Here is a 15,154-nt window from a genome sequence, read left to right as displayed (position 1 = left end):
CGTGACCCACACCCGCGAGCTCCCCGCCGAGCCCCGCCGCAGCCGCGGCGGGGCCGGTGGCGTGGCCCGCGGGCAATGGGTGAAGTACCCGCTGCGCCTGGTCGTCGACGCCGCGGCGTACGCGGACGCGGACACGAAGGTCTACGGCAAGGTCAAGGCCCTGTCCCGGGGCCGCGCGTGCGAGGCCTCCGTCGAGAAGCTGGCCGAGTTCACCGGCCTGAGCGTGTCCACCGTCGAGAAGGCGCTGCGCCGGCTCTCCAGGCCTGCGCCGACCGACGGGGTGCAGGAGCTCACCCGCAAGCAGCGCTCACACCAGGTGACCGGCACGGGCCGCACGAACGAGCGGACCTGCCGCCCGCTGGAGGAGGCCGAGCGGTTCGTGTGCGCGCCCGTACGGGCCGCTGACAGCCTGCGCGGCACCCTGCACCGCCTCTACCTCCTCCTGCGCTACACGAAGCTGGTGGAGAAGCGGGATCTCACCCTCGCCGAGATCGCCGCCGTGCTGCGCCACCACGGCGGCCGCCGCGCCGGACAGCCCCTGCACGAGGGCACCGCGGCCCACCTCCTCGACGAACTCGAAGACGCCGGCTGGATCACCCAGGACAAGCGCGCCGGCTACCGCGGCCGCCACGCGATCACCGTCCACGACGACCCCGTCCGCCCGGCCGACGAGCCCCACACCCCGGGCCCCGGACCGGAGATGACTCCCGATACTGAAGGCGGGGCGGCTCCCGATCTTGAGTGCGGAGCCCCCGCGTATAAGGAAGACCTAGAACTGAACGACCTCAGAAGCACGCCGGAGCGTGGGGCCTTCCGCCGTAGGCGAGATGACCGTAAGTGGGTCGCCGCCCCTGTGGACAACTCGTCGGCGGCCTCGGTCGCTTCGGTCGCTGCCACCTTCCGCCCCGCCCCCCGAACGCCCCAACACCCCGAAGAGCGCCCCGCGTACGACGGACCCCAGCTCACCCTCAGCCCCCGCGTCTGGGCCGTCCTGGAACCCGTGGCGGACCTCCTCGCGGACGTCCGGCCGTTCCTGGTGCGCCGCATCGCCCGAGAGGTCGGAGCCCAGCTCGACGCCGGGATCTGGCCCGAGGACATCCGCGACCAACTCGACCGCCTACGCCGCTGGACCCCCGGCGAGAACATCACCGACCCCGGCCGCTGGCTCCTCGGCGCCGTCCTGCCCGCCCGCTCCGCCTGCGGACTGCCCGACTGCTACTGGGGCTTCAAACACCGCACCGGCTTCCCCTGCAAGACCTGCGCCGAAGTCGCGAACGCCCGCGCCCGGGCCGCTCACCCCCCGCATACCGACTGGCACGAGTGCCGCGCCTGCCAGGCGCCCTCACGCCACCACTTGCCCGCAGGCCTCTGCCACGCCTGCAGACCCACCGCCTGACCGACCGGAAGGACCCGATGCCATGCCCACCCCATACACGCGCCCCGCCCCACCCAACGGCCCCGGCATATGCACCCGATGCGGTGCCCACGTCATCTGGTGCCTCAACGCCAACCGCAACACCCAGGCCGTCAACGCCCAGCGCGTCGACTACGGCAACCAGGCCGTGAGGCAGGACGCGGCCGGCCGCTGGCACGTCCGCCAACTCACCAAGGAGCGCCCCACCCTCGAAGGCTCCGAAGCCCTCCACTACCCCCACGCCCCCACCTGCACCAACCCCGCACCCCGCCCGGCCTTTACGCCCGGCATCCCGCGCGGCCGCCGCGGCGTACGGCCCGTCAGGTGGCAACGATGACGTACGACCACACCCTCACCGGCCTGTGGATCGCCACAGCACTCGGCATCATGGCCGCGCTGATCATCCTGTGGTCCAGCGCCTACGTCGCCCTCGGCCGCGCCCTCGACGTCCGCACCGACCGCCGCGCACGCCAGGCCGCCCGCGCCCAGCACATCCAGCGCACCCGGGCCACCGAGGACACCGTCGCTCTCGCCCTCAACGACGCCTGCTGCGAGACCTGGTGGACCTCATGCGGCACCCACCACGACCCCACCTGCCCCGACCACACCCACAAGAACGCCTGACCCTCGCGCGCCTGCGACCGTGCGCCCGCAATCGCAGGCGCGCGCACGCGCGAGACGCCACCCCTACCCGCCAGTACGTGTGACCGCCGCCCACCGACGGGAGACCGGAGCACCCAGCCATGAGCACCTGCACCATCTGCCCCCGCACCGCCCCCGACCACGAGCACCTGTGCCGGCTCCACTCCGGCGAACTGCGCGGCTGGCTCACCGAGATCCCCGCCCAAGCCCGACTCCTGCAGGCCGAGTTCATCGAGCCCGGCGGACGGCCCTCACAGGGCCGTTTCGGCGGTACCGGCCGCGCCGACGCCCCCGTGCCCGTCGACCTCCGGGTCCTCAACCTCCTCGGCGCCGGCCGCTACGACCCCGCCCCCGGCACCGACGACGACGGCACCGCGCCCATCACCGCCATCCTCGGCGCCTGGGCAGGCCACATCGCCTATCACTACCCCGCGGCCGCACGCGACCCGTACGGCACCGCCCGCACCCAACCCTGCGAGCAGGCCTGGCCCACCCGAGGCGAGACCATCACCGGCTGGTGCACATGGCTGACCGCCTACCTGCCATTCGCCCTCACGCTCCCACTCGTCGCCGAGCTCCACCGCGCCCTCGGCGACCTGGTCCGCCGCCTGCGCAACTTCACTCACACCGAACCCCGCCAGCATCCCCGCGCCGCGCCCTGCCCCGTCTGCGACCTGTGCACGCTCGTACGGACCGACGGCCGCTGGCACATTCACTGCCTCGACTGCGGCCACCAAATGACCCCCGACGACTACGACCAGCACGCCACGCGCTACCTCGCAGGCCGCCAGGCCGACGCCAGCGATCCACGAGGGGATGTGTCCATGATCACCGACCGCATACCTGACGGGCACGATCCGGCATTCCTCTGATCCTAGAAATGCCATCAGCCTTTGGGGTGAATGTGCATGCGTGCACCACATCCCGTACGCAGATGTGGCGTTACCTGGATGCAGCGCTTCTTCGCCCTCACATCGTTCCCGCTCGGATCGATGGCTGTGGACACCAGAACGCTCGCGGACACGTAAGGAACCGATCAGGCCAGAGCAATGGAGTCTGGCCCGATCGATTCAGTGAGAGCGGAAGGATGAATTGGGGTGAACTACCGTCGGCGGCGAACCCTGCGGACGATCGCCCTCACTCCTGCCCCGCCCACAGTCACGGCCCCGGCTGTGGCCGCGGACAGCAATACATGCTTGGGATCGACGTGGCCGGTCTCGATCAAGGAGATCAGAATCTCACGTGTCGCGCCCTTGACCGTCGCGACGCAGACTTCACCCAGAAGGCGAACCTCGGTGCAATCTGGCGAGCCGCAAGACCCCGACCCGGGGTCACACGAGTTGCGGTCGGGTCCGTGAGACCCGTCGCAGTGGGTGCTATTCATAGCATCCAATCAGAAGAGAGGTGTGCGGCGCTGCCGTCCAGCTATATGTCTATGGCAGGACGAATGGGCGACGGCGCCGCAGGCCCAAGGTGCTCTTGAGCCGTCGCTTTCTTTAACGCGCAGCAGCTTCAATCAGAAGCGCCCGTGCGGCATTTATCGCCCCAATGGGTTAATACTTCCGCTAGTCATATCGGCGATATGACGGCGTGTCATTTCCCCCGTGAATTCGCGCCGCGGCCAGAAGGGGCGGCCGTCCCCTGTGCCCGCTCGAAGCGGAATCCTGGGGCGTTCCCGCTGGACAAAGATCCCTACGTAGCGTGAACATGGTGCCAGCAGCACACTTGTGCCCACAGCTCACATCCGCAGCCCCGGACTCGCTCCCTCAACCCGGGGCTGCGGCACGTCCACGGCAGAACGGGGGCACCATGAGCCAGCTCTACAACGGCGCCCAAGCCGCCGAGCTCGCCACCGCTTGGCGCCGCACCGTCAGCGCCACCGCGGCCGCCGTCACCCGCCCCGCCATCTGCAACTGGCGTGCCCGCGGCCACCTGCCCGTAGCAGGCCTCGACGAACACGGCCGCCCCCTGTACGCCCTCGCTGACCTCGCCCGTGCCGAACACGCGACACGCCCCCGCGCCCTCCGCCTCGTCGGCATCGTCACCCAGTAGCCGTCACAGCACCGTCACAGCCCCCACACGCCACCCCCGCCCGACGGCATGATGCGAACCCCACGCACACCGCGCGTCCTTGGGGGGATCTCGTGAGCCATCAGCCGTACCAGCAGCAACCCGCATGGGGAGCGCCGCCCGCTCCGCGCCCGCCGAAGAAGAAGGGCCCCAAGATCGCCGCCATCGGCTGCGGCAGACTCCTCGCCCTCTTCATCGGCCTGGCCGTCCTCGGCGCAGCCATCGGCGACAGCGACGACAAGGACGAGGCCGACGACAAGCCGTCCGCGACGAGCAGCGCGCCCGCGCTCACCGACGAGCAGCGCGCCAGCATCGACGCGGCCGCCGGCCTCCCGCCCAAGCCCGACGCCGCCACCCGCAAGGCGTACCTGGACGCACTGGACGCCATCGACCCACGCATCGCCAAGGACGGCAAGGACGACCAGACCGTCGACCGGGGCCGCAATCAGTGCAGCTCCATCAAGAGCAACCCCGACGACAAGGACAAGCTGAGCCAGCTCGCCCTCGACCGGTTCACCATCACCACGCGCCTGCCCGACATCGCCACCCCACAGACCGGAGCGAAGGTCACAGACGCCGTGCACAAGCACCTCTGCCCCGACTTCTGAGGTACCCCTTTACACACCACGCGGCCCCGTGCCCACCAGGTACGGGGCCGCACCCATACCCGCAGGAGGTGAGCGCCCATGCCCTCCCGCGCTCCCCGCCCCTGTACGACAGGCAGCTGCCCGGGCACACCCGTACCTGGCTCGGCCAAGTGCGCCGAGTGCCTGGCCCGTTCCCGCCGCGACCGCCCCTCGGCCAAGGCTCAGGGCTACGACGCCGAGCACCGCGACCGCTTCCGCAAGGGCGTCCTCGAACGTGACCCGACGTGCGTGTGCACGTCGACCGAGCACAAGCACGGCTCACCCTGTGGCGCGCGCAGCGAGCACGCCGACCACTACCCACTGTCCAAGCGCGAGCTGCGCCGGCGCGGCCTGGACGAGCACCACCCGAACTACGGCCGAGGCCTGTGCGCCTCGTGCCACGCCCGGGCAACGGGCAAGCATCAGCCGGCCGGTTGGGCAGCGACCCCGCGCGAGCCGGACGCCCCTCCGTTCTGACCGAGCGTGACAACGCCGGCCGGGGAGGGGGCCTCAAATCTCTGGCCCTGGGAGGGGTCGGAACGCGGGGGGGAGCCCCCTCCCGCGCTGACAGGTATCGGGATCCGCCGTACCGCGGCGGCCGCCGTAACGGTGCGTCACCACTGGAGGTGATCATGGGGAAGCGTGGCCCGGCCCCCAAGCCGACCCAGCTGCGGGTGTTGCACGGCGACCGCAAGGACCGAATCAACTCGGACGAGCCGCAGCCGTCCGCCGGCGACGTCGCCCCGCCGACCTGGCTGAGTGACGAGGCCCGGGAGGTGTGGGAGGAGTACGCCCCCGACCTTGAGGCCAAGCGGGTGCTGACCGCGTGGGACGTCGAGGCGTTCGCCGCCTGGTGCGACGCCGTCGCCCGCCGCCGGGATGCCGCCCGGCACGTCGAGGAGGAAGGCGCGGTCGTCGAGTCGCCGGTGTTCAACAAGAACGGCGACATCAGCGGCCACCGGCGCGGCAAGAACCCCTGGCTCCTCGCCCTGGACGCGGCCGACGCCCAGGTCCGTACGTACGGCGCGCGGTTTGGTCTGACCCCGTCCGACCGCGCAGGCCTGAAGATCCCGAACGAGGGCGACGGACTGGGGGCCGAGCGGCTGCTGTCCTGACCGACCTGCGGAGGCGCCATGTCCCCGGCCACCACGACCCGGCGCCCGGCCCGCAGCAAGGCGGCCGCCCGCCCGGGCCGCACCACCAGGCGGCGCGTCCTCAAGGTCGACCACAACAAGCGGTGGCGGCCCAACAGTCGGCGCGGCGGGACGTGCGGGTACACCCTCGACGGCAAGACCTGCAGCAAGCGCGGCGCGCACTACTGCGAGCCACGCGCCGACAAGGTCGTGAAGTTCTTCGCCGAGCTGCTCATCCACCCCGCCGGCGCCCTGGCCAACACCCGCTTCGAACTCGCGCCGTGGCAGGAACACGAGATCATCCGGCCTCTCTTCGGCGAGGTCCACTGGTCGGATCAGTGGGGCTGCTACGTTCGCCGCTACACCCGCGCGACCATCGTCATGGCCCGCAAGAACGGCAAGAGCGCACTGCTGTCCGGGATCGCGCTGTACATGCTCGTCGGGGACGGCGAGGAATCCGCCGAGGTCTACGGCGCGGCCGCCAACACCCGCCAGGCGGGCAAGGTGTTCGAGCCCGCGGTGAAGATGATGCGCAAGTCGCCGATCCTCGCGGCGCGGCTGACCCACATCAAGAACGCCCGCCGCCTGGTCGACGAGAAGACCGGCAGCCACTACGAGGTCATCCCCTCGGACGCCGACAACGAGCTCGGCCACTCGCCGCACTGCTTCATCCTGGACGAAGTCCTCTCGCAGCCGGACGCCACCCTGTGGGATGCGATGGTCACCGGCGCCGGCGCGCGCACGCAGCCGCTCATGCTCGCGATCACCACCGAGACCAAGGACGGCGCCTCGTTCGGCGCCGACATGATCGACGAGGCCGACCGGGTCATGGAGGACCCGGCGCGGGCGCCGCACCACTTCGCGTTCGTGCGGAAGATGCCGCGCACCGTCGACGACCTTGAGCGGCTGTGGCGACTGTTCCCCGCCCGCCCCGAACTGCCGGTGTCCACCGACCCGTGGGACGAGGCGAACTGGTCTTGGCCCAACCCCGCCCTCGGCTCCTTCCTGTCGGTGCAGGCCCTGCGCGAGGACGCCGCCGAGGCCCGCAACGACCGCAGCAAAGAGAACTCCTTCCTGCAGTTCCGCCTCAACCAGCGCGTGAGCCAGGTGACGCGCTGGCTGTCCATGGACCTGTGGAACGCGCGAGTCGGCGAGGTTGCCCCGACACCGGACTGGATCCGCGCCAAGCTCCAGGGCCAGCGCTGCTGGGGCGGACTGGACCTGTCCAGCAAGCTCGACCTGACCGCGTTCGCCCTGGTCTTCCCCGGCGGTGAGGTCCTGTGGCGGTTCTGGCTGCCCGAGTCGGTCGTCGAGGACCTCGACACGCACACCAACGGGCGCCTGTCGGAATGGGTGGCCGAGGGCTGGATCACCGCCACCGACGGCGACACGATCGACTACGACCGGATCTACGACGACATCGCCGCGGACCACAAAGACTTCCGCATCGTCGACATCACCTACGACAAGTGGTCCGGCGAGCCCGTACGGCAGGCGATCGTCAAGCGCACCCGGCTGAAGATGCTCGAATCCGACACGACCTACCTGCGGATGACCGGGCCGATGGGTGAGCTCATGCGCCGGCTGAAGGCCGACGAGCTGAGCCACTTCGGCAACCCGGTCGCGCAGTGGATGGCCGACGTCGTCGAGAAGAAGTCCCCGCGCGACGACCCCGACCGGCAGCGGCCGGTCAAGCCCGACCGGGAGAAGACCGGCAAGCGCATCGACGGCATCCCCGCCCTGCTGTTCGCCCTCGACGGCGCCATGCGCGGCATGCCCAAGCCGTCCGTCTACGAAAGCCAGGGCATGGCCCTGTGACCCCAACGGAGGTGACGGGTGGACCGCTGGGACGTCCTCGCGCTGCTCGGAATCGTGTTCCTCGGCGCAGGCCTGTGGCTCATCGCCCCCTGGCTCGGCCTGACCGTCGTGGGCGGCGCGCTCGTCGTCATCGGCCTGGGCGGCTCCGTCCTCGCGGAGAAGGCCGCCGCGCGCCAGGAGCTCATCGACGCGAAGAAAGGCGGGTGACGCGCGATGGGCTTCCTGCGTTCCGGGGTGCGGGCCGTGGCCCGGGCCTCGGCCGGCCCGCTGTCCTCGATCGCCACCCCGGAGAAGTGGGTCGTCGACTGGTTCCGCGGCGACATGGCCAACAGCGCCGGCGTCCGCGTCGACTACGACACCGCGATGATGTACGCGCCGTTCTTCGCCGGCGTCCGCGTCATCGCCGAGGACCTCGGCCTGCTGCCGCTGTTCCTGTACGAGCGCCTCGCCCGCGGCAAGCGCCGTGCCACCAGCCACCCGCTCTACCCGCTGCTGCACGATGCGCCCAACGACATGATGGGCGCGATGGCCTTCAAGGAGGCCCTGCAGGGCCACGCCATCACCTGGGGCCGCGGCGTCGCCTACGTCGTCACCCACGAACGCACCGGCGTGGTCGAGGAGCTGTGGCCGCTGCGCCCGGACCGTGTACGGATCAAGGTCCGACAGATGGGCAAGGGACGCGTCGAGCGGTGGGTGCAGTACCGCGACGACGTCAACGGCATCTACGCCAACCTCGCCCCCGGCGAGTTCCTGTGCATCAACGGCCTCGGCGACGACGGTGTCACCGGCTACTCCGTCGTCGAACTCGCCGCGAACAGCATCGGCCTGGGCCTGGCCACCGAGCACTACGGCGCCAAGACGTTCTCGAACGGCGCGGCTCCTGCAGGGGCGCTGAGCCACCCGGAGAACCTCTCGCCCGAGGCGCGCAAGCGCATGGCCGACGACTGGGAGAACATTCACCGCGGCATCGACCGAGCCCACCGCGTGGCAATCCTGGAGGAGGGCGTGACCTGGCAGGCCGTCGGTCTGCCCAACGACGCCAACCAGTTCCTGGAGACCCGCAAGCTGCAGGTGACCGACATGGCCCGGTGGCTGCGCCTGCCGCCCCACAAGATCGGTGACCTTGAGCGCGCCACGTTCTCGAACATCGAGGAACAGCAGCTGGACTACGTGTCGTCCGCCCTGAGCGCGTGGCTGACGCGGTGGGAGCAGGCCATCCTCACCCAGCTTCTCCTGCCCGAGGAACGGGCGCGGTACTTCCCCGAGCACCTGGTCGACGCGCTGCTGCGCGGCAACACCGCGGCCCGCTATGCGGCGTACGCGATCGGCCGCCAGTGGGGCTGGCTGTCTGCCAACGACGTCCGGGAGAAGGAGAACCTCAACCCGGTCGACGGCGGCGACGCCTACCTGGTCCCGCTCAACATGGTCCCCGCCGGCGCCAGCACGCCGGCAGCCGAGGACGACGTCGACGGCGAGGGCCGCGAGGCCGCCCGCCGGTACGCGCGCCTGCTGCGCGGTCGCGGCATCGCCGCGCGCGAGCGGCTGGCCGACGCGTGGGCACCGAAGATCGAGGAGGCCGACCAAGAGATCGCAGACCTTGAACGCAAGAAGGTCGGCGCCCTGGTCGACGAGCACCTGATCCCCGGCGGCCGCGGCGCCCGCTCGACGTCCGCGTTCCTCGCCGCGCTGTCCGCCCTGTACGCCACGGACGGGCCGATCGCCGAGGCGATGACCGCGCTGTGGCTGCCGATCATCACCGCGTTCGCCGCCGACGTCGCCGAGGACGCCGCCGAGGAGGTCGGCCACGAGGACGACGTCGACCTGTCCACGTGGGCGCACGCATACACGCTCGCGCACGTCGCCTACCGCATCGCCTCCAGCTTCGGGCAGCTGCGCAAGCAGACCGAGCAGGCCGACACCCAGGAGGACGCGGCGGCCGCGGTCGTCGAGCGGCTCATCAAGTGGCAGCAGGAGCGGCCCGCACAGACCGCCCGCTGGGAGGGCGCGCAACTGCCCAACGCGGCCGCGCGGGAGACGTGGAAAGAGGCCGGTGTCCAGACCCTGAAGTGGGTCACCCAGGGCTCCAAGCACTGCCCGTACTGCACGAAGCTCGACGGCCGTACGACCGAGATCGAGGTGCCGTTCATCGCCAAGGGCGACGAGGTCGAGGGCAATGACGGCGAGGCCCTGAAGGCCAAGCGCAACACCTTCCACCCGCCCGTGCACGCGGGTTGCAGGTGTCAGGTGGTGCCCGTTGTCGCCGACTGAGCAGCCCCGGGACGGGATCGAGCAAGGCAGTTGCTCGGAGTGCGGGTGCCCCGCCGAGCGCGGCCCGTCCGGGGCCTGGTGGCACGTGCGCCGTGAGGACTCCTGCGGCCGCGTTCCGGCGCGCTTCGCCGCCCGTCAGCAGCAGACCGCGCCGCGTGACCGGCAGATACGACACCCCGGGAGGGACCGATGAAGGGCCAGCGTCACTACATGCGCGGCTACGTCCAGCGCGCCGACGACGAGCAGGGCGACGACTCCGCGGGCAAGCCGCTGACGATCGTCGCCGCCACCGAGGGCCGCAAGGGCGACGGCCTCAACCTCACCATGAAGGGCGCCGAGCTCGGCCGCTTCGAGGCCAACCCCGTGGTCGGTTACGGGCATTCGTACTGGGGTCGCGACGGCCTGCCGATCGGCCGCTCCGACAAGACCTGGATCGACGGCGACGCGCTGAAGATGGCCATCGTCTTCGACCAGGACGACGACTTCGCCCGCAAGGTCGAACGCAAGTACCGCAACAAGATCATGAACGCGTTCTCCATCGGCTTCGACGTCTGGAACATCGCCGACGACGGCACCCCCGAGGGCTGGGAGCTGTTCGAAGTCTCCGCCGTCCCGCTGCCGATGGACCCCAACGCCATCGTCGAGTCCGGCCGTGAGGACCGGCTGGCCCTGGTCCGTCACCTGGCGGGCGGCCGCCCCGACGCCGAGGCCTTCGCTCAGGCGGTCATGGCCCACCTCGACGAGCTGCAGGCCGCGGGCGGCCGCGCGGGCGCGGTGCTGTCGAAGAAGAACAAGCAGCTCGTCGAGTCCGCCCGGGACGCGCTGCAGGAACTCCTCAATGCCGCCGGCGACACCGACGACGACGGCCGCGCGACCGGCGTAATCGTCGACAGGGCCCGCCTGCTGCGCCTGGCCGGCCTCAACCACTGACTTCCGCCCCCGCACCGCGGGCGGCACCACCCACACCCAGAAGGGGACGGAAATGACGACCCTGAAGATCCGCGAGCTGAAGGCCCAGCGCAGCAAGCTGGGGCACGAGGCCACGGGCATCATGCAGGCGGCCACTGACGCGGGCCGCTCGATGACGCCGGAGGAGGAGACCAAGTTCGACGCGGTCATGGACGAGCGAGACAAGCTCGACCGGACCATCGAGCGGGCCGAACGCCTCCTTGAGGACGACCGCGACACGGTCGACGACATCCCGGACGACGGCCGCCCGGGCAACCGCAACGCCGCCGTGCAGATGACGGCGTGGAACGCCTACCTGCGCGACGGCCGGCCCGGCCTGTCCGCCGAGCACGCCCGCGCACTGAACGCGGGCAACGACCCCGAGGGCGGCTTCCTCGTCGCGCCGGAGGAGTTCGTCAACCGGCTCCTGGCCAACGTCGACGACCAGCTGCCGCTGCGCGGCCTGGCCACCGTGATGCGCCTGACACAGGCTGAGTCCCTCGGCGTGCCGACCCGTGACGCCGACCTCGCCGACGCCACCTGGACCTCCGAGGTCGGCACCGGCAGCCAGGACGACGCGCTGCGCTTCGGCAAGCGCGAGCTGCGCCCGCACCCGCTCGCCAAGCGCGTGAAGATCTCCCGCACGCTGCTGCGCAGGGCCTCGCTGGACCCCGAGCAGATCGTGCGCGAGCGGATGGCCTACCGGCACGCCACCGCGCAGGAGAACGCGTTCATGACCGGCGACGGCAACCAGAAGCCGTTGGGCCTGTTCACCGTCGGCAACGCCGACCTGGGAGGCATCACCACCGCCCGGGACAAGGACGTCCCCACGTCCGGCACCGGGTTCGTGAACAATGCCACCAACGGCTACGCGGCCGATGCCCTGATCGACGCCAAGTACGCGCTCAAGCCGCAGTACCACGCCCGGGCGCGGTGGCTGTTCCACCGGCTGATCCTGGCCGAGGTCCGCAAGATCAAGGACGCCAACGACCAGTACATCTGGAAGGCCGGCCTCGGCGACGCCCCGGACACCATCCTCGAAATCCCCCACGTCCTGTCGGAGTTCGCGCCGTCGACCATGGCGAACAACGACTACATCGGCATGCTCGGCGACTTCTCCTACTACTGGATCGTCGACGCCCTGCAGTTCGAGATCCAGCGCCTGGTCGAGCTGTACGCGGAGAGCAACCAGATCGGGTTCATCGGCCGCATGGAGTCCGACGCCATGCCGGTCCTGGAAGAGCCGTTCGTGCGGCTGCAGTCCAACGACACCGTCGCCTGATCCTCGCCCTGACCCACCACCCAGGCCCCAGGGCCAGGAAGGAAGCGTCCCGTCATGAGGACCGACATCAAGAACCATCTCGCGGTGGCCCAGTCCGTCGCCCCCGCCGCCTACACCGCGACCGTCACCGGCACCGGCGTGGACCTGGCCGGGTTCGACGCGGCCGCCGTGCAGATCACCGTGGGCGCCGTCACCTCCAACGCGTTCTCCGTCGAGATCCAGGAGTCCGACTCCCTGGCCACCGGCTACACCGCGGTCGCCAACAGCGACCTGGACGGCACCGAGCCCGCCACGCTGACCGCAGCCACCACCACCCTGATCGGCTACCACGGCATCAAGCGGTACATCCGCGCCGTGGCCACCGACACCGCCGCAGGCGACGCCGTCTTCGGTATCTCCGTCATCCGCGGCAACGGGCGGGTGAAGCCCTGATGCGCGTGCAGTTCAACCGGCCCGTGGCCAGCCCCGGCCTGTCCGCGAGCGTCGGGCAGATCCTCGACGTGCCCGAGGACGAGGCGCTGCGGCGTATCGAGCTCGGCCACTGCGTCGCCCTCGACCAGCCCAAGGAGGGCCTCGGTAAACGGCTGCGGCGTGTCCTGGGCGGCAAACCCGCAGCCGATCCCCCCGGCGAGGAGCCGTCCGACAGGTGGACCGTCGAACGCCTCAAGGCCTGGGCCGCCGACCATGCGATCGACCTGGGAGCCACGTCCAAGAAGGCCGACATCCTTGCCGCCATCGAGGCCGCCCAGACAGAACCCACCGACAAGGCCCTCGCCGAGCTGAGCGTCGAGGAACTGCGGGACTACGCCGACGAGCAGGACATCGCCCTGCCCGAGGACGGCGACCAGGCCGAGCTGCTCGCTGCGATCGAGGCCGCCCTGCAGGAGCGCGCGTGACGAAGGGGGTGGGGTGCCGTGACATACGCCAACGCCAATGAGCTGCGGCTGTTCCTGCGGCACCCCGGCGCCTTCACCGCCGACGAGACCGCCCAGGCCGAGCTGCTCCTGGAGCTCGCGGAGGGCGAGATCGATGACGTCACTGGGCAGTCCCTCACGCTGTCCACCGACACCGTCGTCCTCGACTCGCCCACCCGCCAGGACCCCTGGCCGCAGGCCCCGGGCACCGGCTCACACATGCTGATCCTGCCGCGGTGGCCGGTCACCGCGGTCGCCTCGGTCACCCTCCTCGGCGACGACGAGCCGGACGAGGACCTCACCTTCGGCAAGGATCACGACTACACCTGGTCCGCGGCCGGCACCCTCACCCGCGTCAACGGCTGGTGGCCCACCAACGACCGCTCCGTCCAGGTCGTCTACACCGCCGGGCACGATCCCGTCCCCGCCGGCGTCAAACGCATCGAGCTGCGCATGGCGGCCGCCGCCTGGGGCAATCCCATGCTCCTCGCCTCGGAGTCCCTGGGCGATCACTCCCGCAGCTTCTCAGCCGAGGCGTTGGGCATGTCAATGTCCGACAAGGATCGCAAACTCCTCGGCCTGTACCGGGCCCGGACATGATCGGCCACTGGCTCAACCGTGCGCTGCAGGTGTGGCGTTCGGAGGAGACCGACGACGGGCACGGCGGCCAGACGTCCACGTACGTACGTCAACCGGATGACGTACGCGCCAAGGTCGACCAGCCCTCTGCCACTGACCGGCTGCTCGCCGCGCAGACCAGCAGCGAGCACAGCCACGACATCTTCCTGCTGCCGACCGCCGACGTGCGGCGGCTCGACGAGCTGCGGGACGAGACCACCGGCGAGGTGTGGAAGGTGCTGCACGTCGTCGGCCCCTCCACCGCCCGCTACCGCAAAGCCCAAGCCCAGCTGATCCAAGGAGAGGGAGAGCCCGATGGCTGACCTTGCACTGACTGTCGTCCCGGTGGCCGCCGGCATTGCCGACGTCGCCGCGCAGGCGGTCGCCGCGGCCGGCGGCGGCGACACCGCACCCGTCGGACCGGGACGGTTCCTGTACGTCAACAACGCCGACGCGTCCTCCAAGACGGTGACCATTGCAACGCCGGGCACGGTGTCGGGGCTGGCGATCGCCGACGTTGCGGTGGTGGTGGCCGCGGGCAAGCACGCCATCATCCCGCTGACCAACATTTTCCGCGGCGCCACGGGACGCGCGGCGATCACCTACAGCGCGGTCACGGCCGTGACCGTCAAGCCGTTCGAGCTGGGCACCTGATGACCGGCGAGCACGAACGCGCGGACGCGGCAGGGCCGTTCGTCGCGAGCGAGGCGCACGAGTGCAAGCGGCGGGCCGAGGCCTTCCTCGGCCAGGGCGAGACGGACATCGACATCCCGCGCGCGATCGCCTGGGGGCTGCTCGCCGTCGCCGCCGAGCTGCACATCATCCGCAAGGAACTCAGGCGCAAGCGGTGACTCGGGCCGAGGTCACCGTGCGCCTGGAGGTCGAGGTGTTCGCGCGGATCGCCGGCCGCGACTACCCCATCGCTCTCTACAGCGCGCCGGATGAGGAAACGGCCCTGGACCGGGGCCGGTTCGCTGCCCTGCTGCGCCAGGCCGCCGAGGACATCGATCAGGGCAGAGGGGCGGGGCGATGGCACGCGGGCGCGCGCACGTGACGATCACCGGGCTGGCCAGGCTGCGCGACCGCCTGGAGGACCTGCCCGACGAGATCAAACAGGCCCTCGTCAAGGGGGTGAGGGAGTCCGCCGAGGCCGTGCGCGACGACGTCGAGCGCACCGTGCCCGTCGACACGAGCGGCCGGGACAGCCACCACCTCAAGGACACCGTCGACATCCGCTACCGCGAGGATGATCTGGTCGCTGACGTCGGCTGGTTCAACCAGGAGGACTACTACGCGTTCTTCGTCGAGCGGGGCACGCGCAGCCGGCCCGCACAGCCGTCCCTGCATCCGGCGCTGGAGCGTGAGCGCGGCCGCTACCAGGCTCGGCTGACCGACGAGGTCAGGAGGGCCCTGCGGTGAGC

21 protein-coding genes are annotated in these 15,154 nt (G+C 70.7%); all 21 read left to right on the top strand.

Annotated features, from left to right (window positions below; translation table 11 throughout):
• Nucleotide 1 precedes the first annotated feature (1 nt).
• The 21 genes from PH203_RS06565 to PH203_RS06465 all read left to right on the top strand — a co-directional run bounded on the left by PH203_RS06565 (nt 2) and on the right by PH203_RS06465 (nt 15,152).
• Entirely contained in the window at nt 2-1,396 is a 1,395-nt protein-coding gene (locus PH203_RS06565; RefSeq protein WP_289917407.1) for a hypothetical protein, read from the top strand.
• A gap of 22 nt (nt 1,397-1,418) precedes the next feature.
• Nucleotides 1,419-1,751, top strand: a complete 333-nt coding sequence (locus PH203_RS06560; RefSeq protein WP_289917406.1) for a hypothetical protein — start codon at nt 1,419-1,421, stop codon at nt 1,749-1,751.
• Complete coding sequence (locus tag PH203_RS06555; RefSeq protein ID WP_289917404.1) at nt 1,748-2,038, top strand: hypothetical protein; 291 nt, start codon at nt 1,748-1,750, stop codon at nt 2,036-2,038. The genes PH203_RS06560 and PH203_RS06555 overlap by 4 nt, the downstream gene beginning before the upstream one ends.
• Before the next feature lie 119 nt (nt 2,039-2,157).
• On the top strand, nt 2,158-2,928 hold the full coding sequence (locus PH203_RS06550) for a hypothetical protein (RefSeq protein ID WP_289917403.1): 771 nt from the start codon (nt 2,158-2,160) through the stop codon (nt 2,926-2,928).
• Between the two features lie 937 nt (nt 2,929-3,865).
• The gene (locus PH203_RS06545; protein WP_289917401.1) at nt 3,866-4,108 is read left to right on the top strand and encodes a MerR family transcriptional regulator; all 243 of its coding nucleotides are present in this window, start codon (nt 3,866-3,868) and stop codon (nt 4,106-4,108) included.
• 92 nt (nt 4,109-4,200) lie between these two features.
• Nucleotides 4,201-4,734, top strand: a complete 534-nt coding sequence (locus tag PH203_RS06540) for a hypothetical protein (RefSeq protein WP_289917400.1) — start codon at nt 4,201-4,203, stop codon at nt 4,732-4,734.
• A gap of 78 nt (nt 4,735-4,812) precedes the next feature.
• Nucleotides 4,813-5,229 (top strand): holin, encoded by a 417-nt coding sequence (locus PH203_RS06535; protein ID WP_289917398.1) that lies wholly within the window; start codon nt 4,813-4,815, stop codon nt 5,227-5,229.
• Between the two features lie 155 nt (nt 5,230-5,384).
• Nucleotides 5,385-5,867 carry a phage terminase small subunit P27 family gene (locus PH203_RS06530; protein WP_289917396.1) on the top strand — a complete coding sequence of 161 codons (483 nt, stop codon included), beginning with the start codon at nt 5,385-5,387 and terminating at the stop codon, nt 5,865-5,867.
• Between the two features lie 18 nt (nt 5,868-5,885).
• Nucleotides 5,886-7,703, top strand: coding sequence for a terminase TerL endonuclease subunit (locus PH203_RS06525; RefSeq protein ID WP_289917394.1), 1,818 nt, complete (start codon nt 5,886-5,888; stop codon nt 7,701-7,703).
• 18 nt (nt 7,704-7,721) lie between these two features.
• Nucleotides 7,722-7,910 (top strand): hypothetical protein, encoded by a 189-nt coding sequence (locus PH203_RS06520; RefSeq protein ID WP_289917392.1) that lies wholly within the window; start codon nt 7,722-7,724, stop codon nt 7,908-7,910.
• 6 nt (nt 7,911-7,916) lie between these two features.
• Entirely contained in the window at nt 7,917-9,971 is a 2,055-nt protein-coding gene (locus PH203_RS06515; RefSeq protein ID WP_289917388.1) for a phage portal protein, read from the top strand.
• 189 nt (nt 9,972-10,160) lie between these two features.
• Entirely contained in the window at nt 10,161-10,901 is a 741-nt protein-coding gene (locus PH203_RS06510) for a hypothetical protein (protein ID WP_289917386.1), read from the top strand.
• 52 nt (nt 10,902-10,953) lie between these two features.
• Nucleotides 10,954-12,201, top strand: a complete 1,248-nt coding sequence (locus tag PH203_RS06505) for a phage major capsid protein (RefSeq protein WP_289917385.1) — start codon at nt 10,954-10,956, stop codon at nt 12,199-12,201.
• A 54-nt stretch (nt 12,202-12,255) separates the two neighbouring features.
• Nucleotides 12,256-12,633 carry a hypothetical protein gene (locus tag PH203_RS06500; RefSeq protein WP_289917383.1) on the top strand — a complete coding sequence of 126 codons (378 nt, stop codon included), beginning with the start codon at nt 12,256-12,258 and terminating at the stop codon, nt 12,631-12,633.
• The gene (locus PH203_RS06495) at nt 12,633-13,097 is read left to right on the top strand and encodes a hypothetical protein (protein WP_289917381.1); all 465 of its coding nucleotides are present in this window, start codon (nt 12,633-12,635) and stop codon (nt 13,095-13,097) included. Before PH203_RS06500 ends, PH203_RS06495 begins: the two co-directional genes overlap by 1 nt.
• A gap of 18 nt (nt 13,098-13,115) precedes the next feature.
• Complete coding sequence (locus PH203_RS06490) at nt 13,116-13,715, top strand: hypothetical protein (protein WP_289917378.1); 600 nt, start codon at nt 13,116-13,118, stop codon at nt 13,713-13,715.
• Nucleotides 13,712-14,056, top strand: a complete 345-nt coding sequence (locus PH203_RS06485) for a head-tail adaptor protein (protein ID WP_289917375.1) — start codon at nt 13,712-13,714, stop codon at nt 14,054-14,056. The genes PH203_RS06490 and PH203_RS06485 overlap by 4 nt, the downstream gene beginning before the upstream one ends.
• Nucleotides 14,049-14,387, top strand: coding sequence for a hypothetical protein (locus PH203_RS06480; protein WP_289917373.1), 339 nt, complete (start codon nt 14,049-14,051; stop codon nt 14,385-14,387). Before PH203_RS06485 ends, PH203_RS06480 begins: the two co-directional genes overlap by 8 nt.
• The gene (locus PH203_RS06475; RefSeq protein ID WP_289917370.1) at nt 14,387-14,584 is read left to right on the top strand and encodes a hypothetical protein; all 198 of its coding nucleotides are present in this window, start codon (nt 14,387-14,389) and stop codon (nt 14,582-14,584) included. The genes PH203_RS06480 and PH203_RS06475 overlap by 1 nt, the downstream gene beginning before the upstream one ends.
• Nucleotides 14,581-14,787: a hypothetical protein gene (locus tag PH203_RS06470; protein WP_289917368.1), complete on the top strand. Its 207-nt coding sequence runs from the start codon at nt 14,581-14,583 to the stop codon at nt 14,785-14,787. The genes PH203_RS06475 and PH203_RS06470 overlap by 4 nt, the downstream gene beginning before the upstream one ends.
• Complete coding sequence (locus PH203_RS06465; protein ID WP_289917365.1) at nt 14,763-15,152, top strand: HK97-gp10 family putative phage morphogenesis protein; 390 nt, start codon at nt 14,763-14,765, stop codon at nt 15,150-15,152. The genes PH203_RS06470 and PH203_RS06465 overlap by 25 nt, the downstream gene beginning before the upstream one ends.
• Nucleotides 15,153-15,154: the final 2 nt, after the last annotated feature.

Source organism: Streptomyces sp. S.PB5 (assembly GCF_030403745.1).
Classification (GTDB): Bacteria; Actinomycetota; Actinomycetes; order Streptomycetales; family Streptomycetaceae; genus Streptomyces.
The sequence above is the reverse complement of the archived record's forward strand: the minus strand, read 5'-3'. Positions and strand labels throughout refer to the sequence as shown.

What these genes read in the sequence shown, in the direction of transcription:
- PH203_RS06560 (WP_289917406.1), top strand. Translation starts at nt 1,419, where the DNA reads ATGCCCACCCCATACACGCGCCCCGCCCCACCCAACGGCCCCGGCATA.
- PH203_RS06555 (WP_289917404.1), top strand. Translation starts at nt 1,748, where the DNA reads ATGACGTACGACCACACCCTCACCGGCCTGTGGATCGCCACAGCACTC.
- PH203_RS06500 (WP_289917383.1), top strand. Translation starts at nt 12,256, where the DNA reads ATGAGGACCGACATCAAGAACCATCTCGCGGTGGCCCAGTCCGTCGCC.
- PH203_RS06515 (WP_289917388.1), top strand. Translation starts at nt 7,917, where the DNA reads ATGGGCTTCCTGCGTTCCGGGGTGCGGGCCGTGGCCCGGGCCTCGGCC.
- PH203_RS06545 (WP_289917401.1), top strand. Translation starts at nt 3,866, where the DNA reads ATGAGCCAGCTCTACAACGGCGCCCAAGCCGCCGAGCTCGCCACCGCT.
- PH203_RS06535 (WP_289917398.1), top strand. Translation starts at nt 4,813, where the DNA reads ATGCCCTCCCGCGCTCCCCGCCCCTGTACGACAGGCAGCTGCCCGGGC.
- PH203_RS06475 (WP_289917370.1), top strand. Translation starts at nt 14,387, where the DNA reads ATGACCGGCGAGCACGAACGCGCGGACGCGGCAGGGCCGTTCGTCGCG.
- PH203_RS06510 (WP_289917386.1), top strand. Translation starts at nt 10,161, where the DNA reads ATGAAGGGCCAGCGTCACTACATGCGCGGCTACGTCCAGCGCGCCGAC.
- PH203_RS06505 (WP_289917385.1), top strand. Translation starts at nt 10,954, where the DNA reads ATGACGACCCTGAAGATCCGCGAGCTGAAGGCCCAGCGCAGCAAGCTG.
- PH203_RS06525 (WP_289917394.1), top strand. Translation starts at nt 5,886, where the DNA reads ATGTCCCCGGCCACCACGACCCGGCGCCCGGCCCGCAGCAAGGCGGCC.
- PH203_RS06485 (WP_289917375.1), top strand. Translation starts at nt 13,712, where the DNA reads ATGATCGGCCACTGGCTCAACCGTGCGCTGCAGGTGTGGCGTTCGGAG.
- PH203_RS06465 (WP_289917365.1), top strand. Translation starts at nt 14,763, where the DNA reads ATGGCACGCGGGCGCGCGCACGTGACGATCACCGGGCTGGCCAGGCTG.
- PH203_RS06550 (WP_289917403.1), top strand. Translation starts at nt 2,158, where the DNA reads ATGAGCACCTGCACCATCTGCCCCCGCACCGCCCCCGACCACGAGCAC.
- PH203_RS06530 (WP_289917396.1), top strand. Translation starts at nt 5,385, where the DNA reads ATGGGGAAGCGTGGCCCGGCCCCCAAGCCGACCCAGCTGCGGGTGTTG.
- PH203_RS06495 (WP_289917381.1), top strand. Translation starts at nt 12,633, where the DNA reads ATGCGCGTGCAGTTCAACCGGCCCGTGGCCAGCCCCGGCCTGTCCGCG.
- PH203_RS06480 (WP_289917373.1), top strand. Translation starts at nt 14,049, where the DNA reads ATGGCTGACCTTGCACTGACTGTCGTCCCGGTGGCCGCCGGCATTGCC.